Here is a 23,122-nt window from a genome sequence, read left to right as displayed (position 1 = left end):
CGACGACGATGCAGATCGCCCTGGACACCTACATGTTCCGCGACGTGCCGCTGCTGAAGCTGCCGGGCCTGGTCGCGGACCTCGGCTACGAGTGGATCGAGCTGTCCCCGCGCGAGGACTTCATCCCGTTCTTCCGGCACCCGCGCGTGGACCTGGCCACGGTGCGCGCCTTCCGCAAGGCCCTGGACGCAGCCGGTGTGGGCGTGTGCTCCACGCAGTTCGTGCAGCGCTGGTCAGGCCCCGGTGAGGACGAGCGCCGCCAGGCGGTGCGCAACATCAAGCGCATCGTGGAGGTCACGACCGAGCTCGGCGTGCCCGTGGTGCAGTCGGAGTTCAACGGCCGTCCGGAGCTGCCCGAGGCCAGCGAGGCCCGATTCTTCGAGTCCTTCGAGGAACTGGCTCCCGTCTTCGAGGCGAACGGCATCGAGCTGCGCCTGGAGCCCCACCCGGACGACTTCGTCGAGGACGGCTTCCGCGCGGTGGACCTCGTGCGCGGTCTGGACCGCCCCTGGGTGGGGTTCGTGTACTGCACCCCGCACACCTTCCACCAGGGCGGCGACGGCCCGGGGATCATCCGCTACGCCGGGGACCTCGTGCGGCACGTGCACGTGGCGGACACGTTCGACTTCCGCGGCTCTTCCGGGCTCCGGTACATCATCAACCCGCCCGGCTCCACCGCGCGCATCCACCAGCACCTGAACATCGGTGAGGGGGAGGTGGACTTCGACGGGATCTTCACCGCGCTCGGCGAGGTCGGGTTCGACGGGGCGCTGTGCGCCAGCGTCTTCGCGTGGGAGGAGAAGCGCGAGGAGTCCAGCCGGCTGATGCGCGGGGCGATCCAGGAGCACGTCGACCGCTGGTGAGGCGGTGAGCAGTTCGTGACGACGGGGGCGGGTGCCGCGGGAACCCGCCCCCGCCGTCTGCACCGACCGTTGAGAACAGGAGCAGAGGATGAAGTTCGGCGTCTACGACGCGATCCTGCACGACAGGTCCCTGCCCGAGGCGATCCAGGTGATCGCCGACCTCGGCCTGGAAGGGATCGAGCTGAACACCGGTGGCTTCCTGCCGGCGGTGCACGTGCCCACCTTCGACGACATCGCTGGTCAGCGACGCCGCCCGCGACGACTTCCTGGCCCTCTTCGAGGGCAGCGGTGTCTCCATCGCCGGGCTCAACTGCAACGGCAACCCGCTGCACCCGAACGAGGTGATCGGCCACGCCCACGCCCAGGACGTGCGCCGCTCGATCCGCCTGGCGCACCGCCTGGGCCAGCACCGCGTGGTGACGATGTCCGGGCTGCCCGGCGGTGAGTCGGGCGCCACCCGCCCGAACTGGATCGTCAACGCGTGGAACTCCGCAGCGCTGGACGTGCTCGAGCACCAGTGGCAGGTCGCCACGCCGTTCTGGCGCGAGATCGACGCCCTGGCCCGCGACCTGGACGTCAAGGTCGCCCTGGAGCTGCACCCGCAGAACCTCGTCTTCAACCCCGCCGGCATCCGCGAGCTCGTCGAGCGCACCGGCGCCACCAACGTCGGGGTCGAGCTGGACGCCTCGCACCTGTTCTGGCAGCAGATGGACCCCGTCGCCGTCGTTCGCGACCTGGGCCCGCTGGTCTTCCACGCCGCCGCCAAGGACGTGCGCATCAACCCCGCCGCCGCGATCCACGGCGTCCTGGACAACCGCTTCCGGCGCCTCGACCCGAGCGAGGAGCGGGTCAACCTCGGCGGCGACGAGTGGGTCAACGAGTGGCCGAAGGAGTCCGCGTGGGACTTCGTCGCCCTCGGCCGCGGGCACGACACAGCCTTCTGGGCCGACTTCCTCACCGCCCTGCACGAGGTCGACCCGGAGATGATCGTGAACATCGAGCACGAGGACGTCTCCCTCGGCCGTGTCGAGGGCCTGCAGGTCGCCGCCGAGGTGCTCAAGGCCGCCGCGCGCGCCGCCGGCGTCTGAGCAGGTCGTCCAGCGGCGCACAACCCTCTCGATGTGTCAGAATGTAAAGACATATTTGAGGAGGATCCCGTGCCCCTGCTCCGCTTCGACCTCGTCGCCGGTCGCACCCCCGAGGCCCTGACCGTCCTGCTGGACGCCGCCCACGACGCTGTCGTGGAGGCCTTCGAGGTGCCCTACGGCGACCGCTACCAGGTCGTCCACCAGCACGCGCCCGGTGAGATGGTCGTCCACGACACGGGCCTGGGCATCGAGCGCACCGACGACGTCGTCGTCCTGCAGATGACCAGCAGGCAGCGCACCCGCGAGCAGAAGGAGCGCTTCTACGCCCTGCTGGTGGAGAACCTGCAGCACCGCTGCGGCATCGAGCCCAGCGACGTCGTCGTCTCGGTCGTCGAGAACTCCGACGCGGACTGGTCCTTCGGCCACGGGCGCGCGCAGTTCCTCACCGGCGAGCTCTGAGCGGGCGGTCCGGCGGCCACTGGCTGCCGGACCGCCGCGCGTGCGACGCTGGGGCAGCACGCCACAACCGAACACCGCAGGCCACGCACCCCGGCGGGAGAGCACCGACGCGCACCAGCGCCGGGCACCGAAGGAGCAACCGCCCCGGAACCTCTCAGGTACCAGGACCGCCACGGGCAGGCCGCTCTGGAGAGCAGGGTCCGCACGGCCCTCACCGACGGGGAAAGCGCCGCAGGGCGCGAAGCTCTCAGGTGCCACGACAGAGGGGGTCCGCGCAGCCGCGCCCGGCGGCCGCGCCCGGAAGGAGTCCCGCCGTGCCACGCACCTCCCCGCTGCACGAGGCCCACGCCGCCCTCGGTGCCGCGTTCACCGACTTCGCCGGCTGGTCGATGCCCGTGCGCTACGCCTCCGACCTGGCCGAGCACCGCGCCGTGCGCGCCACCGCCGGCGTGTTCGACCTGTCCCACATGGGGGAGGTGCGCGTGCGCGGCCCGCGGGCCGGCGCCGCCCTGGACGCCGCTCTCGTCGGCCGCCCCTCCGCCATGCCCGTCGCTCGCGCGGCGTACGGGCTGCTCGTCGACGAGGACGGCGGCATCCTCGACGACCTCGTCACCTACCGCCTCGGCGAGGACGACTTCCTCGTCGTCGCCAACGCCTCCAACGCCGGCCTCGTCGCGCCGGAACTGACCGCTCGCGCCGCAGGGTTCGACGCCACCGTCACCGACGAGTCCGCCGGCACCGCCCTGGTGGCCGTGCAGGGCCCCACCGCCGCGCTGATCGTCGGCGAGCTCGTCGACGCCGACCTCGGCGCCCTGGGGTACTACCGATGCACCACCGCATCGCTGCGCACGGCGGACGGCGCGGTCGACGTGCTGCTCGCCCGCACCGGCTACACCGGCGAGGACGGGTTCGAGGTGTTCACCGCGGCCGGTCGCGCCGCCTCCGTCTGGGAGGCGCTGCTGGCCGCCGGGCGCGCCCACGACGCCGTGCCGTGCGGACTGGCCTGCCGCGACACCCTGCGCCTGGAGGCGGGGATGCCCCTGTACGGGCACGAGCTGTCCCGCGACGTCGACCCGTACACCGCAGGGCTCGGCCGCGTCGTGAAGCTGGACAAGCCCACCGGGTTCCCCGGCCGGGCCGCGCTGGAGCGCCTCGCGCAGCGCACCCCCGAGCGCGTCCTCGTCGGCCTGCGCGGCACCGGCCGCCGCGCCGGCCGCCAGGGCTACCCCGTGCTGCACGAGGGGCGTCCGGTCGGCGCCGTCACCAGCGGCGCGCTCTCACCCACCCTCGGGCACCCGATCGCCATGGCCTACGTCGAACCGGCCGCCGCGCGGGTCGGCACCGCGCTGGCCGTGGACGTGCGCGGGCGCCCCGAACCCGCCGAGGTCGTCGACCTGCCCTTCTACCGCCGGGCCCGGTGAACCCCGTGACCGCCGGCGTCTTCGACCTGTTCTCCATCGGCATCGGCCCCTCCAGCTCCCACACCGTGGGCCCGATGCGCGCCGCCCTGCGCTTCGCGCAGGGCCTCGCCGACGACGGGCTGCTGGAACGGGTCACCGCGGTGCGGGTGGACCTGCACGGCTCGCTCGGGGCCACCGGCCGCGGCCACGGCTCCGACCGCGCCGTCGTGCTGGGGTTGCTGGGGCACCGCCCCGAGGCCGTCGACCCCGACGCGGTCCCCGTGCTCCTGGACGCCGTGCGCGAGCGCGGGGAACTGCGGCTGCTGGGCCGGCACCCGGTGCGCTTCGACCCCGGCACCGACGTGCGCCTGCTGCGCGAGGCGCTGCCCGCCCACCCCAACGGGATGGTGTTCACCGCCCTCGGCGACGGCGGGCGCGTGCTCGCCGAGCGCACCTCGTACTCCGTCGGCGGGGGTTTCGTGCGCGACGACCCGCTGGACACCGCCGAACCCGTCCTGGCCGGCGGCGACGACGTGCCGCACCCCTTCCGCACCGGCGCCGAACTGCTGGAGCAGTGCCGGCGCACCGGCCTGGGCGTGGCGGACCTGGTGCGGCGCGACGAGGAGCACCGCCGCAGCCGCGAGGAGGTCGACACCGGCCTGCTGGAGGTGTTCGCCGCGATGGCCGCCTGCGTCGAGCGCGGCCTGTCGATCGACGGCACCCTGCCCGGCGGTCTAGGGGTGCGCCGCCGCGCGCCCGCCCTGCACCGCCAGCTCCTCGCCGAGGACGAGGCGCAGGGCGCGGGGCCGGGCGGCGACCCGCTGCGGGCGCTGGACTGGCTGAGCCTGTGGGCGCTGGCCGTCAACGAGGAGAACGCCGCGGGTGGCCGCGTCGTCACCGCCCCCACCAACGGCGCCGCCGGCATCGTGCCCGCCGTGCTGCACTTCCACCGCCGCTTCACCCCCGGCGCCGACGACGCCAGCACCGTGGACTTCCTGCTCGCCGCCGGTGGCGTCGGGATCGTGCTGAAGGAGACCGGTTCCATCTCCGGCGCCGAGGTCGGCTGCCAGGGCGAGGTGGGTTCCGCCAGCGCCATGGCCGCCGCCGGCCTGACCACCGTCCTCGGCGGCACCCCCGAGCAGGTCGAGAACGCCGCCGAGATCGCGATCGAGCACCACCTGGGACTGACCTGCGACCCCGTCGCCGGGCTGGTGCAGATCCCCTGCATCGAGCGCAACGCGGTGGGCGCCACCACCGCCGTCCACGCCGCCCGCACCGCGCTGCGCGGCGACGGCACCCACGTCGTCAGCCTCGACACCGCCATCACCACGATGCGCGCCACGGGGGCGCACATGCGCTCGGAGTACAAGGAGACCTCCCGCGGCGGCCTCGCCCTGACCGTCGTGGGCCCCGGCGCAGCGGTGGGCGTCAACGTCCCGGAGTGCTGAGGGACCCGCCGGGGCGGGGTGGTGCCACAGTGGGCCGGTGCCACCCCGCCGCCGCACCGACCCCGCGCAGGGGCGCACCGCGCTGCGCGCCGCGCTGGACGCCCTCGACGCGGGGGCGACCCCGCCGCGTCCCGACCTGGCCGCCGCCGTGCGGTTCACCCTCGAGGAGCTCGCCGCCCGCCACCCCGGCGGCAGCGTGGAGGTGCGGGTGCCGCCGTTCGCGGCCGTGCAGGTCGTCGCCGGCCCGAAGCACACCCGCGGCACCCCGCCCGCGGTGGTGGAGACCGACGCCGTGACGTGGCTGGAGCTGGCCACCGGGCGCCTCGCCTTCGACGACGCGCGCGGCAGCGGCCGGGTGCGGGCCAGCGGTGAGCGCGCCGACCTCGGGCGGCTGCTGCCGGTCACGGGCCCGGGCGCGTGAGCGGGCCGCGTACCGTGACCGGGGTGAGCGAGCAGGTGCCCCAGCCGCAGGACGCGCAGCCGACGCGGACCCCGTCCGACGAGCGGGAGGGGCAGGGCGCGCGGGACGGGTCCGAGCAGGTGCGGCTGGTCCAGGTGACGCGGCGCCGCGCCCCCCGGTTCCGGGCCTTCGTGCTGACGGGGGTGGTCCTCGCCCTCGCCGCCGCCGCCGTCGTGGCGCTGACCACCGACCCCGCCGGCGGGTACTCCCGGCGAGCGCTGTTCGGCTACCTCTTCGTCGTCCTGGGTCTGGCCGGCGGGCTGCTCGGCGGGCTGGTGGGTGTGCTGGCCGACCGCACCGGCGGCCGGGGCCGTCGTCGCGGCCGTCGCTGAACCGCCGGCCCCGCGCCGGTGTGCCACACTCGAGCCGTGGCCCGCGGTGACGGACGTCTGAACCACGACCTCATGCCCGGCGAGAAGGGCCCCCAGGACGCTTGCGGCGTCTTCGGGGTCTGGGCTCCCGGTGAAGAAGTCTCCAAGCTCGCCTTCTACGGCCTCTACGCCCTGCAGCACCGGGGGCAGGAGGCCGCCGGCATCGCCGTCAGCAACGGCGAGCAGATCCTCGTGTTCAAGGACACCGGCCTGGTGCCGCAGGTGTTCGACGAGTCGGCCCTGGAGTCCCTGCAGGGGCACATCGCCGTCGGGCACACCCGCTACTCCACCGCCGGCGGCGCCGGCTGGCAGAACGCCCAGCCCACCCTGGGCGCCACGGCCGGCGGCACCGTCGCCCTGGCCCACAACGGCAACCTCACCAACGCCTTCCGCCTGCGCGAGCTGATCGCCGAGCGCTACCCCGAGCGCGCCGGCGGGCCCCGGCCCGGCTCCGGCGGCGAGATCGCGCGCGGCAACACCACCGACACCGCGCTCATCACGGCCCTGTTCGCCGGCGACCCCGACCACACCCTGGAGGCCACGGCCGTCGAGGTGCTCCCGCACGTCGAGGGCGCCTTCAGCCTCGTCTTCATGGACGAGCGGACCCTGTACGCCGCGCGCGACCCGCAGGGCATCCGTCCCCTGGTGCTGGGCCGCCTGGAGCGCGGGTGGGTGGTGGCCTCCGAGACCGCCGCCCTGGACATCGTGGGCGCCAGCGTCGTGCGCGAGGTCGAGCCCGGTGAGCTCATCGCCGTCGACGCCGACGGCCTGCGCAGCACGCGCTTCGCCGAGGCGAAGCCCAAGGGGTGCGTGTTCGAGTACGTCTACCTCGCCCGGCCGGACACCAGCATCAGCGGCAAGGTCGTGCAGGAGGCCCGCGTCGAGATGGGCCGCACCCTGGCCCGCGAGCACCCCGTCGAGGCCGACCTGGTGATCCCCACGCCCGAGTCGGGCACGCCCGCGGCCATCGGCTACGCCGAGGAGTCCGGCATCCCCTACGGGCAGGGCCTGGTGAAGAACGCCTACGTGGGGCGCACCTTCATCCAGCCCAGCCAGACCATCCGCCAGCTCGGCATCCGCCTCAAGCTCAACCCGCTCAAGCACGTCGTGCAGGGCAAGCGGCTGATCGTCGTCGACGACTCCATCGTGCGCGGCAACACCCAGCGGGCGCTGATCCGGATGCTGCGCGAGGCCGGCGCCGCCGAGATCCACGTGCGGATCTCCTCGCCGCCGGTGACGTGGCCGTGCTTCTACGGCATCGACTTCGCCACCCGCGCCGAGCTCATCGCCACCGGGCTGGGGGTGGACGACGTGCGCGCCAGCATCGGCGCGGACTCCCTCGGCTACATCTCCACCGACGGCATGATCGCCGCCACCGACCAACCCGCCGACCGCCTCTGCACGGCGTGCTTCACCGGCACCTACCCGGTGCCCGTGCCCGACCTGCAGCGCCTGGGCGAGCACGCCCTGGACAAGCCGCGCCTGCCCATCACCCCCGTGCACCCCGCCCACACCACCCACTCGGGAGCCCGCCGTTGACCGGCACCACCTACGCCGCCGCCGGCGTCGACGTCGTCGCCGGTGACCGCGCCGTCGAGCTCATGAAGGCCTCGGTCGCCCGCACCCACGGCCCCGACGTCGTCGGCGGCTTCGGCGGCTTCGCCGGCCTGTACGACGTCAGCGCCCTGAAGGGCTACCGCCGCCCCCTGCTGGCCACCAGCACCGACGGCGTGGGCACCAAGGTCGCCGTCGCCCAGGCGATGGACAAGCACGACACCATCGGCTCCGACCTCGTCGGCATGGTCGTCGACGACGTCGTGGTGTGCGGGGCGACGCCGCTGTTCATGACCGACTACATCGCCTGCGGGCGGGTGGTGCCCGAGCGGACCGCCGGCATCGTCGCCGGCATCGCCCGCGCCTGCTCCGAGGCCGGGGTCGCCCTCGTCGGCGGCGAGACCGCCGAGCACCCGGGCCTGCTGGGCCCGGACGAGTACGACGTCGCCGGCGCCGTCACCGGCGCGGTGGAGGCCGACGAGCTGCTGGGCGCCGAGCGGGTGCGCGAGGGCGACGTCCTCGTGGCGATGGCCTCCTCCGGCCTGCACTCCAACGGCTACTCCCTGGTGCGCCGGGTCTTCGCCGACGCCGGGTGGGCGTACGAGCGCCACGTGGACGAGCTGGGCCGCACCCTGGGCGAGGAGCTGCTGGAACCCACGCGCATCTACGCCCGGCCCGCCCTGGCGACCCTGGCCACCGGCGGGGTCCACGCGATGAGCCACGTGACCGGCGGGGGGCTGGCCGCCAACCTGGCCCGCTGCCTGCCGGCCGGGGTGACCGCCGAGGTGGACCGCTCCACCTGGACGCCCGGCGCGGTGTTCTCCCTGGTCCGCGACCTCGGCGGCGTCCCCGCCGACGACCTCGAACGCACCCTCAACCTGGGCGTGGGCATGGTGGCCGTCGTCGACCCCGGGTCCGCAGACGCCGTGATGGCCTCGCTGGAGGCCGCCGGCATCCCCGCGTGGGTGTGCGGGCGGGTCCGGGCGCGCCAGGACGCCGACGGGGACAGCAACGGCAAGGGCGTGGCAGGGGGCGTGACCCTGCTCCGGGGAGCTCACCAGGGCTGGTGAGGTCCTCCGGGGCAGAGCCACACCCCCTGGGGTCCTGCTGCGGTGTGCCGCACCGCCGGCGGTGCCCGCCGTGCGGTTCGCGTCCGGGGGAGCCCAACTGCGGCACCCCGGGACGCCCCGTCACGCTCGACGCTTGGTCGCCCAGTCGTCGTAGTCGTCCGTCGCGGAGTATCGGGACCAGTCCGTGTCGTCGTCCGACTCGTCCTCGTCAGCTTCCGGTGCCTCCTGGGCGTCTACACGCCCGGACGGACGGAACGGGTCAGGACCGTGCAGCTCGCGTTGCAACGCGTTGTAGTCAGTCTGCGGGCTGAAGTACTTCAGCTGCCGAGCGACCTTCGTCTGCTTGGCCTTCTGACGGCCGCGCCCCATGGCGTCGACCCCCTCGCGCGTCGGCCGGGGCCGGTTGAATGGGCCCCGGAGTAGCTGTCATCTCTCCGTGGTGCCAACCGTACAGGCTCGCGAGAGCTTCCGGCATCCCGGTCGGCGCGCCGCGCGCCCGGACGGGCGACGGAGGGCCGCCCCCGCCGTCGCCGGGCGTGGTGTTCGATGGTCCCCATGGCGCAGCGCACGGCCACGGTGGCCGGGATCGACTCCTCGACGCAGTCCTGCAAGGTGGTCGTCCGGGACGCCGCGACGGGGCGCCTGCTGCGCTCCGGCCGCGCCGCGCACCCGCCCGGCACGGAGGTGGACCCCGAGCACTGGTGGCGCGCGCTCACCGCGGCCGTGGCCGACGCCGGGGGCCTCGACGACGTCGCCGCCGTGTCGGTGGGGGCCCAGCAGCACGGCTCCGTCCTGCTGGACGAGGCCGGCGCGGTGGTGCGCCCGGCGCTGCTGTGGAACGACGGGCGCTCGGCGCGCGCCGCGGAGGAGCTCACCGCGGAGCTCGGCGGCCCGCGGGCGTGGGCCGAGCAGGTCGGCAGCGTCCTGGTGGCCTCCTTCACCGTCACCAAGCTGCGCTGGATCGCCGAGCACGAACCGGCCGCGGCCGCCCGCACCCGCAGCGTCTGCCTGCCCCACGACTGGCTCACCGCCCGCCTCGCCGGCGGGCCCGCCGGCGGGGCGGAACCGGTCACCGACCGCGGCGACGCCAGCGGCACCGGCTACTACTCCGCCGCCACCGGCGAGTACCGCACCGACCTGCTCGAGCGGGCCTTCGGCGCCCGCCCGCAGCTGCCGCGGGTGCTGGGCCCGCGCGAGACGGCCGGCGAGAGCGCCGTGGACCTGACCCGCGGTGCGCTCCTGGGGCCCGGCACGGGCGACAACATGGCCGCCGCGCTCGGGGTGGGGGCCCGCACGGGCGACGTCGTGGTCTCCATCGGCACCTCCGGGGTCGTCAGCGCGGTCAGCGACGTGGCCACCCGCGACTCGAGCGGCGCCGTCGCCGGCTTCGCCGACGCCACCGGCAGGCACCTGCCGCTGGTGTGCACGCTCAACGCCGCCCGCGTGCTGGACTCCGCGGCCCGGCTGCTCGGCGTTGACCACGCCGAGCTGTCCCGGCTGGCGCTGAGCGCGCCGGCGGGTGCCGGCGGGCTGGTCCTGGTGCCCTACCTGGAGGGGGAGCGCACCCCCGTGCGCCCCGACGCCACCGGCGCCCTGCACGGGCTGACCCTGGAGACCTCCACCCCCGCCCACCTGGCCCGCGCCACCGTGGAGGGGCTGCTGTGCGGGCTCGCCGACGGCCTGGACGCCCTCGTCGCCCAGGGCGTGCCGGTGCAGCGGGTGCTGCTGGTCGGCGGCGGGGCGCGCTCGGAGGCCGTGCGCCGACTGGCCCCCGCCGTGCTGGGCCGGCCCGTGGTGGTCCCCCCGCCGGGCGAGTACGTCGCGGACGGCGCGGCGCGGCAGGCGGCGTGGGTGCTCCGGGGCGGGGCGCAGCCGCCGCAGTGGGCGCTGGGGGCGGAGGAGACCTTCGAGGCGGACCCGCGACCCGCCGTGCGCGAGCGCTACGCCCAGGTCCGCGACCTCACGGCGACGCGTCCCTGACCTCGGTCTCCTCGCCGTGGCGGGGAGCCGGCAGCGCGCCGCCCGCGCGCTCGCGGGCGGCGCGCTTGTCGGCGTACATGCGCGCGTCCGCCTCGGCGAGCACGGACGCCGGGGAGCGGGCGGGGCAGTCCGCGGCCCAGCCCACCGAGACCCTCGCGCCGGGCGTCCCGCCCGGCGCGTCCCCGCGCAGCCGGGCGGCCAGCTCCTCGACGTGCTCGGCGGCCACCCGGTCCACCAGGACGACGAACTCGTCGCCGCCGGTGCGGGCCACCGTGTCGCCGGGGCGCACGTGAGCGCGCAGCGCGTGCGCGACCTCCCGCAGCAGCCGGTCCCCGGCGGCGTGCCCGTGCCGGTCGTTGACCTGCTTGAGGCCGTCGACGTCGCACACCAGCACGTACGTGCCGCTGCCCCCGGGGCCGGGCCTGCGCGAGCGGGAGACCTCCCAGCGGTCGGCCAGCAGCGCGCGGTTGGGCAGGCCGGTGAGGGCGTCGTGACCGGCGCGGTGCCGCAGCTCGCGCTCACGGCGCACCCGAGCGGTGACGTCCCACGCCGCCACGGCGACCAGGGAGCCGTCCAGCGGGTGCACCGACACCTCCAGCCGGCGTTCGGGGCGGGTGGCCGCACGCACCCGCAGCGGCGGGTGCGCGGTCCCCGGGGCCCGGCGCGCCTCCTCCAGGGCACGGCGCGCGCGGGGCCGGTCGGCGCCCACCAGGAGATCCAGCGCGTCCCGCCCGGGCAGCGTCCCCGCGGGGACGCCGACGAGGGCGTGGGCGGCCGCGGAGGCCCAGGCGACGACGCCGCCGGAGAGGACCGCGCCGGCCGGCCCGCGCTCCGCGACGGCGCGCCAGTCGGTGCGGTCGTCGCCGGGGGTGCTCACCGGCGTCTCGCGGCCCCGTCGCCGACAGCGGCCAGCGCTGCCGCTGCGACCGTGGAGACGAGCACGGCGGGCCAGGGGCCCACGCGCCGGGACAGCGGGTGCGAGAGGCCCACGAGGGCCACGGTGCCGGCGCTCAGCCCCACCGCCAGGGAGGCGGAGGTGGTGGCCCACCGGGAGGCCGACCAGCCCAGCGCGGCGAGCAGGGCGACGCCGGCGAGGCGGCGGTCCCCGGTGCTGCGGCCGATCGCGTACCCGCCGAGCACGGCACCGGCGACGACGGGGGAGGTGGGGGTGCGGGGCACGGGCGCAGGTTACTGAGAGTGGCGCACTGACGCGCGGGGAATCGGGCATGCGAAAGGCCGCCGCGGAACGCGGCGGCCTTCAGGGAGCGGGACTCAGGTGGCCAGGAGCGGGGTCGAACCGCTGACCTTCCGATTTTCAGTCGGACGCTCTACCAACTGAGCTACCTGGCCGTGCCGGGCCGGATCAACCGGCACGACGAGCGACCCCGACGGGACTCGAACCCGCGACCTCCGCCGTGACAGGGCGGCGCGCTAACCAACTGCGCTACGGGGCCTCAAGGAGGCCTTGCTTGTCTTGCTCGCTTGCGAGACCAACAGTACCCGATCCTCGGCGGTGTTCGTGACACCGTCCTGCGGACCGCGCCGGCGGGTGCCGCTCGCGTACCCCCAACGGGATTCGAACCCGTGCTACCGCCTTGAAAGGGCGGCGTCCTAGGCCACTAGACGATGAGGGCGCAGCTCCCGCTCGCGGGAGCCCGTCCAGCATAGGGGGTGCCGGTGCGGTGCCGCTCGCCGCTCACGCGGCCGCGGCGTCCCCCGGACCGCCCGGCGACGACAGCCGCCGCGAGAGCACCGGGGCCCGCCGCCCGCGGGCGACCGCCCGCGAGACGGCCACGGGGTCGGTGTGCAGCAGGTCCAGCACCGCCCGCTCGACCGCCCCGTGGGTGGCGGGGTGCCCGAACGCGGCGTCCTCGCCCAGCTGCTCCAGCGCCGGCGCGATCGTCACGCCGTCCTCGAACAGGTCCACCACGCGCGGGTCGACGTAGCTGCTGCGGCACACCGACGGCGTGTTGCCCAGGTACTCGGAGACCTCCGTCACCGCCCGGGTCACCGCCCGCCTGCGCGCCGTCGGGGTCGCCGAGGCCCGCAGGGACACCGCGAGCGCCACGGCGGCCAGCACCGTGGCGTGCCAGGTGCGGAAGTCCTTCGCGGACACGTCCGGGCCGATCGTCTCGTGCAGGTAGGCGTTGACGTCGTCGCTGGTGACGTCGTGCCAGCGGCCGCCGTGCTTCCACGCCAGCAGGTCGTCACCGCCGCCGCGGCGGCGCTTGAGGGAGCGCACCACCTCCACCACGGCGGGGTCGGCGATGACGGCCGTGCGGTCCTTGCCGGACTTGGCGACGTAGTGGAACACCAGTTCGCCCCCGTGCTGCACCACGTGCTCGCGCTTGAGCGTCGCCAGCCCGTAGGACCCGTTCTCCTCGGCGTAGGTGTCGCCGCCGACGCGGAAGAACCCCAGGTCCAGCAGGCGGAACGCCGCGGCCAGCACCCGCTCGCGGGGCAGGCCCGGCAGCTGCAGGTGCCCGGCGACGACCTCGCGGGCGCGCGGCAGCTGCGCGGCGACCTCCAGGACCCGGTCGTGCTTGGCGCGGTCGCGCTCGGTGCGCCACTGCTCGTGGTAGCGGTACTGCCGCCGGCCGCGGTCGTCGGTGCCGACGGCCTGCAGGTGCCCGTTGGGGTGCGGGCAGATCCACACGTCGGTGTAGGCGGGCGGGATCGCCAGCTTCGAGATCCGCTCGACCACCGCGGGGTCGGTGATCCGTTCCCCGGCGGTGTCGAGGTACGTCCAGCCCCGCCCGCACCGGCGGCGCGTGAAACCGGGGGAGGAGCTGGAGACGCGGCGCAGGCGGGGCACCTGGTGATGGTGCAGAGCGCGGCGACCAGCCGCACCTCGAACCGGTCGAACCGGCCGACGTCAGGGCGTCGCCGGGGGTGCTGCGGCCGGTGCGGCGGCGGGTCGCCCCCCGGTGACGCGCAGGAACTCCAGCTTCTCCGCGTCGGGCGAGCCGGCCGCGGCGCTGTACAGCACGAGCCGGACGTCGCTGCCGGGGGCGGTGAGCACGTCGCAGTCGCACGTCACGTCGCCCACGACGGGGTGCTCGATCGTCTTGCGCGCCGAGACGTGCCGGCCGACGGTGCCCTCGCGGCACAGTCGCCGGAACTCCGGGCTGGTGCGGCTGACCTCCTCGGTCAGCGCCACGAGGCCCTCGTCCCGCGGGTAGCGCGCCAGCGCCTCGCGCAGGTCCGAGACGAGCGCGGCGGGCATCCCGACGTCGGCGTGCCGCACCGGCCAGCTCGCCAGCCCGCCGTCCTCGCCGCCGAAGACCGCGCGCACGAGGTTGCGCTGTTCCAGCGGCAGGTCGCCGGGGTCGCCGATGAGCGCCGCCCACGACGGGGTCCACGTCAGCAGCGTCCAGTCGGCGGCGAAGACGCCCACGGGGAGGTCGACGAGCCGGGCCAGCATGCGCTGCACGCCGGCGGGCACCAGGTGCGAGACGACGCCGTCCGCCGGCGGCAGCAAGCCGGCCAGCCGGTGGGCGTGGTCGCGCTCGGCCGGGCTCAGCTGCAGCGCCCGCGCCAGCGTCGCCACGACCTGCGCCGAGGGGTTCACCGCCCGGCCCTGCTCCAGGCGCACGACGTAGTCGACCGACAGCCCGGCCAGGTCGGCCAGCTCCTCCCGGCGCAGCCCCGCGGCACGGCGCCGGGCGCGGGCGGGCAGGCCCACGTCGAGGGGGGACAGCCGGTCGCGCCAGCGCCGCAGGGCCGTGCCCAGGTTCTCGCCCTCCACCACCGGTCCATCCTCCCCCCGGCCCCGCGCCCGCAGCCTGGTACTGGCCGTCCCACCGTCGCGCAGGGCACTGGCCGGCCCCCGGCCCGTCGCCGAGGGTGGCGCCATGACCACCACGTTCATCACCGGAGCCAACAAGTCCCTCGGGTACGAGACCGCCCGCCGCCTGGTCGATGCCGGGCACACCGTCATCGTCGGCGCCCGCGACCCGCAGCGCGGCCGAGCGGCCGCCGAGGCGCTCGGCGCTCGCTTCGTCCAGGTCGACGTCACCGACGACGCCTCCGTCGCGGCCGCGGCCGCCGACGTCGCCGCCCACGAGGGGGCGGTCGACGTCCTGGTCAACAACGCGGGCGTCGGCGGCCCGCAGAACCCCGCCGAGGACCTCACCGCGGCCGACGCCCTCGCCGTCTACGACGTCAACGTCTTCGGGATCGTGCGGGTCACCCACGCGTTCCTGCCGCTGCTGCGGAAGTCGGCCGGCCCCGTCGTCGTCAACGTCACCAGCGGGCTTGGCTCCTTCGCCGTCACCCACGACCCGGACCGGATCGAGGGCCGGGTCGTCGCGCCGCTGTACACGTCCTCGAAGGCGGCGGTGACGATGCTCACCACCCAGTACGCCAAGGCGCTGCCGGGGGTGAGGTTCAACGCCGTCGACCCCGGGTACACCGCGACCGACCTCAACGGCCACAGCGGCACCCAGAGCGTCACCGAGGGCACCGACGCGATCGTCGAGCTCGCGACGATCGGGCCGGACGGGCCGACGGGGGTGTTCCGCGACCGCTACGGCGTCGTGCCCTGGTGAACCCCGCGCTCCGGGGGCGGCAGCAGCGCCGCCCCCAGGGCCGCGAGCAGCTCGACGACCTCGGCGCGGTCCAGCCGGACGGTGGACACGCAGGAGGAGCCCTGCCAGGTGGACAGCACGACCCGGTCGTCGTCGGGGTGGGCGCTGACGCGCAGGGCGCGCCCGGGGCGGTCGGCGTCGCGCAGCACGCCGGTGGGGATCCCGTGCCTGGCCCGCACCGCCGCGTCGTCCACCCGTCGATGGTGCGCCGCGGCGCCCCCGGTGTCGAGGGGTGCTGGGCCGCCCGGGTCAGGGGACGCGGGCGATCCAGTCGCGGGTGGCGAACTTCGAGGCCACGAGCTCGTCGGCGGCCGCCAGTTCCGCGTCGGTGAGGGAGGAGCCCGTCAGCCCGTACTGGCGGCGGAACGTGGCGGCCATCCGCTCGATGACCTCCTCGCGCGGCAGGCCCGTCTGCCGGCGCAGCGGGTCCACCCGCTTGGCGGCGCTGGCCAGGCCCTTGCCCTGCAGCTTCTCCCGGCCGATGCGCAGCACCTGCAGCATCTTGGCGGCGTCGATGTCGTAGGACATCGTCACGTGGTGCAGGACGGTGCCGTCGGCCAGGCGCTTCTGCGCGGCACCGGCGATCTTGCCCTGCTCGGTGGCGATGTCGTTGATCGGCTGGTACCAGGCCTTCACGCCCAGGTCGCCCAGCGCCACCAGCACCCAGTCGTCGAGGAACGCGTACGACTCGGTGAACGACAACCCCTCCACCAGGGAGGCCGGCGCGTACAGCGAGTACGTGATGGTGTTGCCCGGTTCGACGAACATCGCCCCGCCGCCGGAGATGCGCCGCACCACCTGAACCCCCAGGCGCTGCGCGGCCTCGCCGTCCACCTCGTTGGCCAGCGACTGGAAGCTGCCGATGACGACGGCCGAGCTGGCCCACTCCCACACCCGCAGCGTCGGCGGGCGCCGGCCCGCGGCGACCTCGCGGGCCAGCACCTCGTCCAGGGCCATGTGCACCTGCGGCGGCTGCGGGCCGGTGTGCACCAGCTGCCAGTCGTGGTCCAGCCAGCCGCTGGCCCCGCCGACCGCGCGGCGCACCGCGGTCGCCACCGACTCGGGGGAGAAACCCAGCAGGACGGCGTCCGGCGGCAGCGCCGAGCGGACCCGGCCGGCGATCGCCGCGGCGTCCGCGTCGGCGGGCAGGCCCGTCAGCGCCGCGTCGACGGTCTCCAGGGCGTCGTCCGGCTCGAGGAAGAAGTCGCCGGAGACGCGGACCGCGGCCAGTGCGCCGTCGACCACCTCCAGGTCGGCGACCACGAGCTTGCCACCGGGGACCTTGTACTCACCGTGCACGCCCCGACCCTACGAGAGCGTCCCCCCGTCCGGCGCGTGGGCCAGGGACCCGGGCACCAGGGAGGACGCCAGCCAGTGCCGGGGGATCCCGAGACCCTCGAGCAGTTCCCCGGTGCGCGGGCGCAGCCGGCGGCACAGCTCGTTCACCGCGTGGGTGACGGCCTTGGCCCGCAGCGTCGTCATCCGGCGGTGCTCCAGGTACCAGCCCTTCTCCGCCTCCAGCAGCGCCAGCACGTGCAGGTCCAGCACCTCGCCCAGCAGCGCCGCGACGGCGGGGTCCTCGGTGCGGGCGATGGCCGCGGCGAACGCCTCGGCGACCACGCGGTCGACGTGCGCGCGCCCGGTCAGCAGCAGGTGGTCCTGCAGGCCGTCGACGGCCTCGAACTCGTCCCGCTCGCTGCGGGAGCGGGCCTTGCGCATCCGCTTGGCCAGGGACTCCACCACGTGGCGCTCGCGGTCGGCGAGCATCCGCAGCTGCCACGCGCGGTCGTGCAGGTCGTCGGGCACCCGGCCCGCCTCCACGACGTCGGCGACCAGGGAACGGGCGGGGCTGCGCCCGGCGAGGGTGGTGACGAAGTCGCGGGTGGCGAACCGCGCCATGCCCAGGGTGTCCATGTCGGAGAACTGCTGCGCGTACGCGGTCAGCTGGCTCTTGGCGACCAGCTGCAGCAGGACGGTGTTGTCGCCCTCGAACGTGGTGAACACGTCGGTGTCGGCCTTCAGCTGGGGCAGGCGCGAGTCGGCGAGGTAGCCGTTGCCGCCGCACGCCTCCCGGCAGGTCTGGATGGTGCGGGTGGCGTGCCAGGTGGCGGCCACCTTCATGCCGGCGGCGTGCGCCTCGAAGGCGCGCTGGCGTGCGGGGTCGGGGTCACCGCCCGCCAGCTGCACGCGCAGCAGGTCGTCCATCTCGCCCAGCAGCTCGTCCTGGGCGAAGCTCAGCGCGTAGGTGGTGGCCAGCGGGATCAGCAGGCGGCGCTGGTGGGCCAGGTAGTCCAGCAGCACGACCTCCTCGCCGCGTTCCCCCTCCTGCGTTCCGGGGCGGGCGAACTGCTTGCGGCGCAGCGCGTAGCGCAGGGCGATCTCCAGGGCCACCTTCGTCTGGCCGATCGCGCCGCCGGAGATGCTGACGCGGCCCTTGACCAGTGCGCCGAGCATCGTGAAGAACCGGGCGTTCTTGCTGGCGATGGGGCTGGAGTACGTGCCGTCCGGCGCGACGTGCGCGTAGCGGTCCAGCAGGGCGGTGCGCGGCACCCGCACGGAGTCGAACTCGAGGCGGCCGTTGTCCACGCCGTTCAGGCCCGCCTTGCGGCCGTCGTCGAAGCGCCGCACCCCGGGCAGGTCGTTCCCGTCCTCGCCGCGCAGCGGGACGACGAACGCGTGGACCCCGTGGGACGTCCCGCCGGTGATCAGCTGCGCGAACACCACGGCGACCTCGGCGTCCTCGGCCGCCCCGCCGATGTAGTCCTTGCGGCAGGAGACGTCCGGGGTGTGGACGACGAACTCCTGCGCGGCGGGGTCGTACGTCGCCGTGGTGCCCAGGGAGGCGACGTCGGAGCCGTGGCCGGTCTCGGTCATCGCGAAGCAGCCGACGAGCTCCAGGCGCAGCAGCCGCGGCAGCAGCTCGGCGTGGTGGCGATCGGTGCCCAGCGCCTGCACGGCGCCGCCGAACAGCCCCCACTGCACACCGGACTTGATCATCAGGGAGGCGTCACCGAAACCCAGCACCTCGAACTGGCCGACCTGCGCGCCGGGGGAGTCGCCGCCGCCGTACCGGGAGGAGAAACCCGCCTCGTGCCCGCCCATCTCGGCCAGCACCCGCAGCCGGGCGCGGGTCAGGTCGCGCTGCTCGGCGGTGCTCAGGTGGTCGATCGGGCCGAACAGGTCGGCGGGGAACTCGCGGCGGGCCCGCTCGCGCAGCGCGGCGGACCTGCCGTCGAGGACGGTGCGCAGCACGCCGGTGTCGACGGGGCCGATCTCGCGGGCGGGGGGCTCGGGGGCCGGTGCCGCGGGGGTCGCAGCGGCCTGCTCGGCGGCGACCCGATCGTCGACGGCGGTGTCGAACTCGGTGGCGGTCACGGGACCTCCTCGGTCTGGGGGCGGGTGGGGGTGGTGGTGGCGCCCAGGACGGCGTCGAGGCCGCCCCAGGCGAGGTCGGTGAGGGCGGCGCTCATCTCGGCGGCACCGATCCGGCCCGGGGTGGAGATCCAGCGGTCGGCCGCGGAGCGGATGAGCGCGACCAGGCCGTGCGCGAGGGCGTCGGCCGAGCTGTCGGCGGCTCCGGCGGCGCGCAGGTGCGCGGTCAGCGTGCGGGCCGTCTCGTCGGCCAGCGCTCTGGTGAGGCGCTGCACGGGGTCGCGCTCGGGATCGCGGGCGGTGGCGCCGAACGGGTGGGAGACGACGAACCGGTACACCTCCGGGTCCGCCTCGACGAGACCCAGGTAGGTGGTCACGATCCCGGCGAGCGCCTCGCGGGGGCTGCCGGCCCGTTCCACGGCGCTGCGCAGCTCGCGCACGATCAGCCGGTTCACCCGGCGCGCGACCGCCAGGTACAGGTCCTCCTTGTCGGCGAAGTGCCGGTACAGGACGGTCTTGCTGGTGCCGGCGGCCGCGGCCAGCTCGTCCATGCCGAGCCCGGCGCCGTGCGTGGTGATGGCGCGCAGCGCGGCGGTGACGAGCTCCTCGCGGCGGGCGCGGCGGTGCTCGGCCCAGCGCGTGCGCCGGCCGTCCGGTCGCGGTGCGACGGCGGCGGCGGGTGCGTCGGCGGTGACGGGTTCCACGTCTCGACGGTACCCCGGACGACGGGTACCGGGTACCCCCGGTACCTGTTACGTTTTCCCGGTCCAGGCTCGACGAGGAGGTCCCGTGACCGCACCCACGCCCCCGCCCCGCACCACCCGGGCCGTGCGCCCGGTGGCCGTGGTCGCCGGCAACCGCACCCCGTTCGCCAAGGCGGGCGGCCGCTACGCGCAGGCCTCCGCGAAGGACCTGCTCGTCGCCGCGATCGACGGCCTGGTGGCCCGCACCGGCCTGGCCGGCGAGCGCCTCGGCGAGGTCGTCGCCGGTGCCGTGCTCAAGCACAGCCGCGACCTCAACCTCACCCGCGAGGCCGTGCTGTCCACCGCGCTGGACCCGGCCACCCCCGCCTTCGACGTCTCCCAGGCGTGCGCCACCGGCCTGGAGACCGCCGCCCTGCTGGCCGGCAAGATCGCCCTGGGCCAGGTGGACGCCGGGATCGCCGGTGGCGCCGACAGCGCCAGCGACGCCCCGATCGCCGTGGACGAGGGCCTGCGGCGCGTCCTGCTGGCCCTGAACCGCGCCCGCACCCCCGGCGCCCGGCTGAAGGCGCTCGCGGGCCTGCGCCCCGGGCAGGTGGTGCCGGAGTTCCCCCGCAACGCCGAGGCGCGCACCGGCCTGTCGATGGGGGAGCACGCCGCCCGCACCGCCGCGCACTGGGGGGTGAGCCGGCAGGCGCAGGACGAACTGGCGCTGGCCAGCCACCGCAACCTCACGGCCGCCTACGAGCGCGGGTTCTTCGACGACCTGGTGACCCCGTACCTGGGGGTGCGCCGCGACGGGCTGCTGCGCCCGGACACCACGCTGGACAAGCTCGCGGCGCTGGAACCCGTGTTCGGCCGCGACCTGGAGGCGCCCGCGACGATGACGGCGGGCAACTCCACCCCGCTGACCGACGGTGCCGCCGCGGTGCTGCTGGCCACCGAGGAGTGGGCCGCCGAGCACCGCCTGGACGTCCTGGCCCACCTCGTCGACGTCCAGACCGCTGCCGTGGACCACGTCCACCGCGGCGAGGGGCTGCTCACCGCACCCGTGCACGCCGTGCCGGTCCTGCTGCGCCGCAACGGCTGGAGCCTGGACGACCTGGACGTCGTGGAGGTCCACGAGGCGTTCGCCTCCACCGTGCTGGCCACGCTGGCCGCGTGGGAGGACGAGGAGTTCTGCCGCCAGCGGCTCGGGCTGGACGGGCCGCTGGGGCGCGTGGACCGCTCGACGCTCAACGTCGCCGGCTCCTCCTTGGCCACCGGGCACCCGTTCGCCGCCACGGGCGCGCGCATCCTGGCCACCACGGCGAAGCTGCTCGCCGAGCGCGGCGGCGGGCGCGCGCTCATCTCGATCTGCGCCGCCGGCGGGCAGGGCATCGCCGCGCTGGTGGAGGCGTGATGGCCCGCACCGGGTTCCCCGACGACCTGTACGGCGACCTCGTGTCCTCCGGCCCGGGCGGCGCGGCGGCGAAGCGTCTCGGGCTGCCGGTGCCGCCGCGGTTGCGCCGGTACGCCCCCGGGCAGGAGTTCCTCACCGGACCCGCCGTGGTGCTGCGCGCAGGTGCCGCCCCGGTGGCCGACGACGTCGCGGTGTGGCTGGCCGCCGCCGGTGCCCACGTGCTCGCCGACCTCGACGCCGCCGGGGACGAGCGCCTCGGCGCCGTGGTCGTCGACGCGACCGCCGCCCGCCGCGTCGAGGACCTGGGGCGGTTGCGGGAACTGCTGGCGCCGGCGTTCCGGCGCACGGCCCGCAACGGCCGGGTCCTGCTGCTGGGCGCCGTGCCCGCCGAGGCCGGCGAGGGGCCCGGCGGCGTGGAAGCCCGCGCCGTGCAGCAGGGCCTGGACGGCCTGGTGCGCAGCCTCGCCAAGGAGGCCCGCGGCGGCACCACCGTGAACCTGCTGCGCGTCGCCGAGGGGGCGGGTGGAGCCCTGCGCTCCCCGGTGGAGTTCCTCTGCTCGGCCCGTGCGGCGTTCGTCTCCGGCCAGCCCCTGCTGGTCGGACCGGCGCCGGCCGTCCCCGCCGCGGCACCCGGCCGCGAGCGCCGCGTGGCCGTGGTCACCGGGGCGGCGCGCGGCATCGGCGCGGCGATCGCCGAAGTCCTGGCCCGCGAGGGCGCGCACGTCGTGTGCGCCGACGTCGCCGCCGCCGGGGAGCAGCTCGCCCGGGTCGCCAACCGGGTGCGGGGTTCCGCGCTGACGCTCGACGTCACCGCCGCCGACGCCCCGCGGGTCCTCGCCGAGCACCTGCGGCGCAGGTTCGGCGGCGCCGACGTCGTCGTCCACAACGCCGGCATCACCCGCGACCGCTCGTTCGTGAACCTCGACGCCGAGGCCTGGGACAGCGTGCTCGGGGTGAACCTCGCAGCACCGCTGCGGCTGACCGAGGGGCTGCTCGGCACCGACGGCGCCCTCGCGCCGGGCGCCCGGTTCGTGTGCCTGTCGTCCATCAACGGCCTCGCCGGGGCGAAGGGGCAGGCGAACTACGCCGCCAGCAAGGCCGGGCTCGTGGGGTTCGTGCAGGCGCTGGCCGGTCCGCTGGCGCAGCGCGGGATGGCGGTCAACGCCGTCGCCCCGGGTTTCATCGAGACGCCCATGACCGCGGCGATGCCGCCGGTGCCGCGCGAGGTGGGCAGGCGCGCCAGCAGCCTGCAGCAGGGCGGGCTGCCCGTGGACGTCGCCGAGGCCGTCGCCTGGCTGGCCTCGCCGGGAGCCGGCGGGATCGACGGGCAGGTGCTGCGCGTGTGCGGCCAGCACCTGACGGGGGCGTGAGCGCCGTGCCGGGCTCCCCGAAGCCCCTGGCCGTGAACTACCTGCGCTCCCTCGTGGTGCCCCGGTCGCGCGGTGCGGTGGACCTGCCCCGACGGCGGTACGAGCAGCGCGGGCTGCGGGTGGACCCCGACCGCCTGGCGGCGTGGTCGCGGGTGTGCGGGTACCCGCTGCGCTCGCGGCTGCCGCTGCCGTACCCGCACCTGCTGGGTTTCGCCGCCCAGGTGCAGCTGCTGGTCTCCGAGCCGTTCCCCTTCCGTTTGCTGGGCCTCGTGCACGTCGCCCAGGGGTTCACCCAGCGCCGGCCGCTGGGGGTCGTCGAGGAGCTGGAGGTGTCGGTGCGGGCGGTGGCGATGTACCCGCACCGGCGCGGCGCCGTCGTGGAACTGGTCACCGAGGTGCGCGGCGCCGCCGAGGGTCCGCACGAGCCGCCGGCCTGGTCCGGCACCAGCCGCTACCTCGCCCCGGGGGCGCGGCTGCCGGGGTCGGTACCGCCGGCCGAGGAGGAGCTGCCGCCCCCCGGGACCGGTGCCGCGGTCGGGCGGTGGCGGGTGGGGGCGGACACCGGCCGGCGCTACGCGGAGGTCAGCGGCGACGTGAACCCGATCCACCTGGCCGCCCCGGCGGCGCGGCTGCTGGGGTTCCCGCGAGCGCTGGCCCACGGGCTGTGGACGGCCTCGCACAGCCTGGCGGTCCTGGACGGCCGGCTGCCGGACGCGGTGCGCGCCGACGTGCGCTTCAAGGCGCCGCTGCTGCTGCCCGCGACGGTGGAGCACCTGCACGAGCGCGTGCCCGGGCCGGACGGCGGCGCCTGGCGCACGGCCGTGCGCAGCCGCGGCGGCGCCCGCACCCACCTGCTCACCGCCGTCACCCCCCTGTGAACCCCCACCCCTGCGGGGGGGGGGGGGGGGGGGGGGGGGGGGGGGGGGGGGGGGGGGGGGGGGGGGGGGGGGGGGGGGGGGGGGGGGGGGGGGGGGGGGGGGGGGGGGGGCGGCCCG

The 23,122-nt window shown here is 75.8% G+C and carries 22 protein-coding genes, 3 tRNA genes, 1 pseudogene and 2 riboswitches; of the genes and pseudogenes, 14 read left to right on the top strand and 12 right to left on the bottom strand.

Annotated features, from left to right (window positions below):
* Positions 1–8 precede the first annotated feature (8 nt).
* The 9 genes and pseudogenes from ACRYR9_RS06615 to purM all read left to right on the top strand — a co-directional run bounded on the left by ACRYR9_RS06615 (position 9) and on the right by purM (position 8,713).
* Positions 9–863, top strand: a complete 855-nt coding sequence (locus ACRYR9_RS06615) for a sugar phosphate isomerase/epimerase family protein (protein WP_432494769.1) — start codon at positions 9–11, stop codon at positions 861–863.
* 88 nt (positions 864–951) lie between these two features.
* Positions 952–1,951: pseudogene (locus tag ACRYR9_RS06610) on the top strand (sugar phosphate isomerase/epimerase family protein).
* Positions 1,952–2,020: 69 nt separating this feature from the next.
* Positions 2,021–2,410, top strand: a complete 390-nt coding sequence (locus tag ACRYR9_RS06605) for a tautomerase family protein (RefSeq protein ID WP_337061431.1) — start codon at positions 2,021–2,023, stop codon at positions 2,408–2,410.
* Positions 2,411–2,503: 93 nt separating this feature from the next.
* Positions 2,504–2,581, top strand: a riboswitch (glycine riboswitch).
* A gap of 10 nt (positions 2,582–2,591) precedes the next feature.
* A riboswitch (glycine riboswitch) is annotated at positions 2,592–2,680 on the top strand.
* Positions 2,681–2,724: 44 nt separating this feature from the next.
* Positions 2,725–3,831 carry a glycine cleavage system aminomethyltransferase GcvT gene (gcvT, locus tag ACRYR9_RS06600; protein ID WP_432494766.1) on the top strand — a complete coding sequence of 369 codons (1,107 nt, stop codon included), beginning with the start codon at positions 2,725–2,727 and terminating at the stop codon, positions 3,829–3,831.
* Positions 3,832–3,836: 5 nt separating this feature from the next.
* Positions 3,837–5,258: an L-serine ammonia-lyase gene (locus ACRYR9_RS06595; RefSeq protein WP_432494834.1), complete on the top strand. Its 1,422-nt coding sequence runs from the start codon at positions 3,837–3,839 to the stop codon at positions 5,256–5,258.
* A gap of 37 nt (positions 5,259–5,295) precedes the next feature.
* Positions 5,296–5,679, top strand: a complete 384-nt coding sequence (locus ACRYR9_RS06590; RefSeq protein WP_432494764.1) for a sterol carrier family protein — start codon at positions 5,296–5,298, stop codon at positions 5,677–5,679.
* A gap of 23 nt (positions 5,680–5,702) precedes the next feature.
* Positions 5,703–6,050, top strand: coding sequence for a hypothetical protein (locus ACRYR9_RS06585; RefSeq protein WP_432494762.1), 348 nt, complete (start codon positions 5,703–5,705; stop codon positions 6,048–6,050).
* Between the two features lie 72 nt (positions 6,051–6,122).
* Positions 6,123–7,628 carry an amidophosphoribosyltransferase gene (gene purF, locus ACRYR9_RS06580; RefSeq protein ID WP_432494832.1) on the top strand — a complete coding sequence of 502 codons (1,506 nt, stop codon included), beginning with the start codon at positions 6,123–6,125 and terminating at the stop codon, positions 7,626–7,628.
* On the top strand, positions 7,625–8,713 hold the full coding sequence (purM, locus tag ACRYR9_RS06575) for a phosphoribosylformylglycinamidine cyclo-ligase (RefSeq protein WP_432494760.1): 1,089 nt from the start codon (positions 7,625–7,627) through the stop codon (positions 8,711–8,713). The genes purF and purM overlap by 4 nt, the downstream gene beginning before the upstream one ends.
* Positions 8,714–8,833: 120 nt before the next feature.
* Here the strand turns inward: purM and ACRYR9_RS06570 are convergent, their stop codons facing one another.
* On the bottom strand, positions 8,834–9,082 hold the full coding sequence (locus ACRYR9_RS06570) for a DUF3073 domain-containing protein (RefSeq protein WP_432494758.1): 249 nt from the start codon (positions 9,080–9,082) through the stop codon (positions 8,834–8,836).
* Positions 9,083–9,268: 186 nt separating this feature from the next.
* On the opposite strand from ACRYR9_RS06570, the gene xylB reads away from it, so the two are divergent.
* Entirely contained in the window at positions 9,269–10,693 is a 1,425-nt protein-coding gene (xylB, locus tag ACRYR9_RS06565) for a xylulokinase (RefSeq protein WP_432494756.1), read from the top strand.
* Here xylB and ACRYR9_RS06560 read toward each other — a convergent pair.
* From ACRYR9_RS06560 to ACRYR9_RS06530, 7 genes are all read right to left on the bottom strand, one after another.
* Positions 10,674–11,570, bottom strand: coding sequence for a GGDEF domain-containing protein (locus tag ACRYR9_RS06560; RefSeq protein ID WP_432509295.1), 897 nt, complete (start codon positions 11,568–11,570; stop codon positions 10,674–10,676). The genes xylB and ACRYR9_RS06560 overlap by 20 nt on opposite strands.
* Entirely contained in the window at positions 11,567–11,872 is a 306-nt protein-coding gene (locus tag ACRYR9_RS06555) for a hypothetical protein (RefSeq protein WP_432498662.1), read from the bottom strand. The genes ACRYR9_RS06560 and ACRYR9_RS06555 overlap by 4 nt, the downstream gene beginning before the upstream one ends.
* A 98-nt stretch (positions 11,873–11,970) precedes the next feature.
* Positions 11,971–12,043, bottom strand: a tRNA-Phe gene (locus tag ACRYR9_RS06550).
* A gap of 30 nt (positions 12,044–12,073) precedes the next feature.
* Positions 12,074–12,147 (bottom strand) — tRNA-Asp (locus ACRYR9_RS06545).
* 107 nt (positions 12,148–12,254) lie between these two features.
* Positions 12,255–12,327: transfer RNA gene (locus ACRYR9_RS06540), tRNA-Glu, on the bottom strand.
* A gap of 62 nt (positions 12,328–12,389) precedes the next feature.
* Positions 12,390–13,508, bottom strand: a complete 1,119-nt coding sequence (locus tag ACRYR9_RS06535; protein WP_432498659.1) for a DNA topoisomerase IB — start codon at positions 13,506–13,508, stop codon at positions 12,390–12,392.
* A gap of 60 nt (positions 13,509–13,568) precedes the next feature.
* On the bottom strand, positions 13,569–14,444 hold the full coding sequence (locus ACRYR9_RS06530) for a helix-turn-helix domain-containing protein (protein WP_432498656.1): 876 nt from the start codon (positions 14,442–14,444) through the stop codon (positions 13,569–13,571).
* 103 nt (positions 14,445–14,547) lie between these two features.
* Here ACRYR9_RS06530 and ACRYR9_RS06525 point away from each other — a divergent pair, with 103 nt between their 5' ends.
* On the top strand, positions 14,548–15,243 hold the full coding sequence (locus tag ACRYR9_RS06525; protein WP_432498654.1) for an SDR family NAD(P)-dependent oxidoreductase: 696 nt from the start codon (positions 14,548–14,550) through the stop codon (positions 15,241–15,243).
* Here ACRYR9_RS06525 and ACRYR9_RS06520 read toward each other — a convergent pair.
* The 4 genes from ACRYR9_RS06520 to ACRYR9_RS06505 all read right to left on the bottom strand — a co-directional run bounded on the left by ACRYR9_RS06520 (position 15,222) and on the right by ACRYR9_RS06505 (position 19,358).
* Positions 15,222–15,476: a hypothetical protein gene (locus tag ACRYR9_RS06520; RefSeq protein ID WP_432498651.1), complete on the bottom strand. Its 255-nt coding sequence runs from the start codon at positions 15,474–15,476 to the stop codon at positions 15,222–15,224. The genes ACRYR9_RS06525 and ACRYR9_RS06520 overlap by 22 nt on opposite strands.
* A 55-nt stretch (positions 15,477–15,531) precedes the next feature.
* Positions 15,532–16,581 (bottom strand): lipoate--protein ligase family protein, encoded by a 1,050-nt coding sequence (locus ACRYR9_RS06515; protein WP_432498649.1) that lies wholly within the window; start codon positions 16,579–16,581, stop codon positions 15,532–15,534.
* Positions 16,582–16,590: 9 nt separating this feature from the next.
* Positions 16,591–18,555: an acyl-CoA dehydrogenase family protein gene (locus ACRYR9_RS06510; protein WP_432498666.1), complete on the bottom strand. Its 1,965-nt coding sequence runs from the start codon at positions 18,553–18,555 to the stop codon at positions 16,591–16,593.
* 98 nt (positions 18,556–18,653) lie between these two features.
* On the bottom strand, positions 18,654–19,358 hold the full coding sequence (locus tag ACRYR9_RS06505) for a TetR/AcrR family transcriptional regulator (RefSeq protein ID WP_432498647.1): 705 nt from the start codon (positions 19,356–19,358) through the stop codon (positions 18,654–18,656).
* An 85-nt stretch (positions 19,359–19,443) separates the two neighbouring features.
* On the opposite strand from ACRYR9_RS06505, the gene ACRYR9_RS06500 reads away from it, so the two are divergent.
* The 3 genes from ACRYR9_RS06500 to ACRYR9_RS06490 are packed head-to-tail and all read left to right on the top strand — an operon-like array spanning position 19,444 to position 23,005.
* Entirely contained in the window at positions 19,444–20,757 is a 1,314-nt protein-coding gene (locus tag ACRYR9_RS06500) for an acetyl-CoA C-acetyltransferase (RefSeq protein ID WP_432498645.1), read from the top strand.
* Positions 20,757–22,127: a 3-oxoacyl-ACP reductase gene (locus tag ACRYR9_RS06495; protein ID WP_432498642.1), complete on the top strand. Its 1,371-nt coding sequence runs from the start codon at positions 20,757–20,759 to the stop codon at positions 22,125–22,127. Before ACRYR9_RS06500 ends, ACRYR9_RS06495 begins: the two co-directional genes overlap by 1 nt.
* Positions 22,124–23,005 carry a MaoC family dehydratase gene (locus ACRYR9_RS06490; protein ID WP_432498640.1) on the top strand — a complete coding sequence of 294 codons (882 nt, stop codon included), beginning with the start codon at positions 22,124–22,126 and terminating at the stop codon, positions 23,003–23,005. The genes ACRYR9_RS06495 and ACRYR9_RS06490 overlap by 4 nt, the downstream gene beginning before the upstream one ends.
* Positions 23,006–23,122 lie beyond the last annotated feature (117 nt).

The sequence above is a fragment of the Kineococcus auxinigenes genome (assembly GCF_050871525.1).
GTDB lineage: Bacteria > Actinomycetota > Actinomycetes > Actinomycetales > Kineococcaceae > Kineococcus.
Note: the sequence above shows the minus strand (reverse complement) of the source record. Positions and strands in the feature narration are given on the sequence as shown.

Coding starts and splice junctions, on each gene's coding strand:
- purF (WP_432494832.1), top strand. CDS start 6,123: ATGCCCGGCGAGAAGGGCCCCCAGGACGCTTGCGGCGTCTTCGGGGTC.
- ACRYR9_RS06525 (WP_432498654.1), top strand. CDS start 14,548: ATGACCACCACGTTCATCACCGGAGCCAACAAGTCCCTCGGGTACGAG.
- ACRYR9_RS06570 (WP_432494758.1), bottom strand. CDS start 9,082: ATGGGGCGCGGCCGTCAGAAGGCCAAGCAGACGAAGGTCGCTCGGCAG.
- xylB (WP_432494756.1), top strand. CDS start 9,269: ATGGCGCAGCGCACGGCCACGGTGGCCGGGATCGACTCCTCGACGCAG.
- ACRYR9_RS06615 (WP_432494769.1), top strand. CDS start 9: ATGCAGATCGCCCTGGACACCTACATGTTCCGCGACGTGCCGCTGCTG.
- ACRYR9_RS06495 (WP_432498642.1), top strand. CDS start 20,757: ATGGCCCGCACCGGGTTCCCCGACGACCTGTACGGCGACCTCGTGTCC.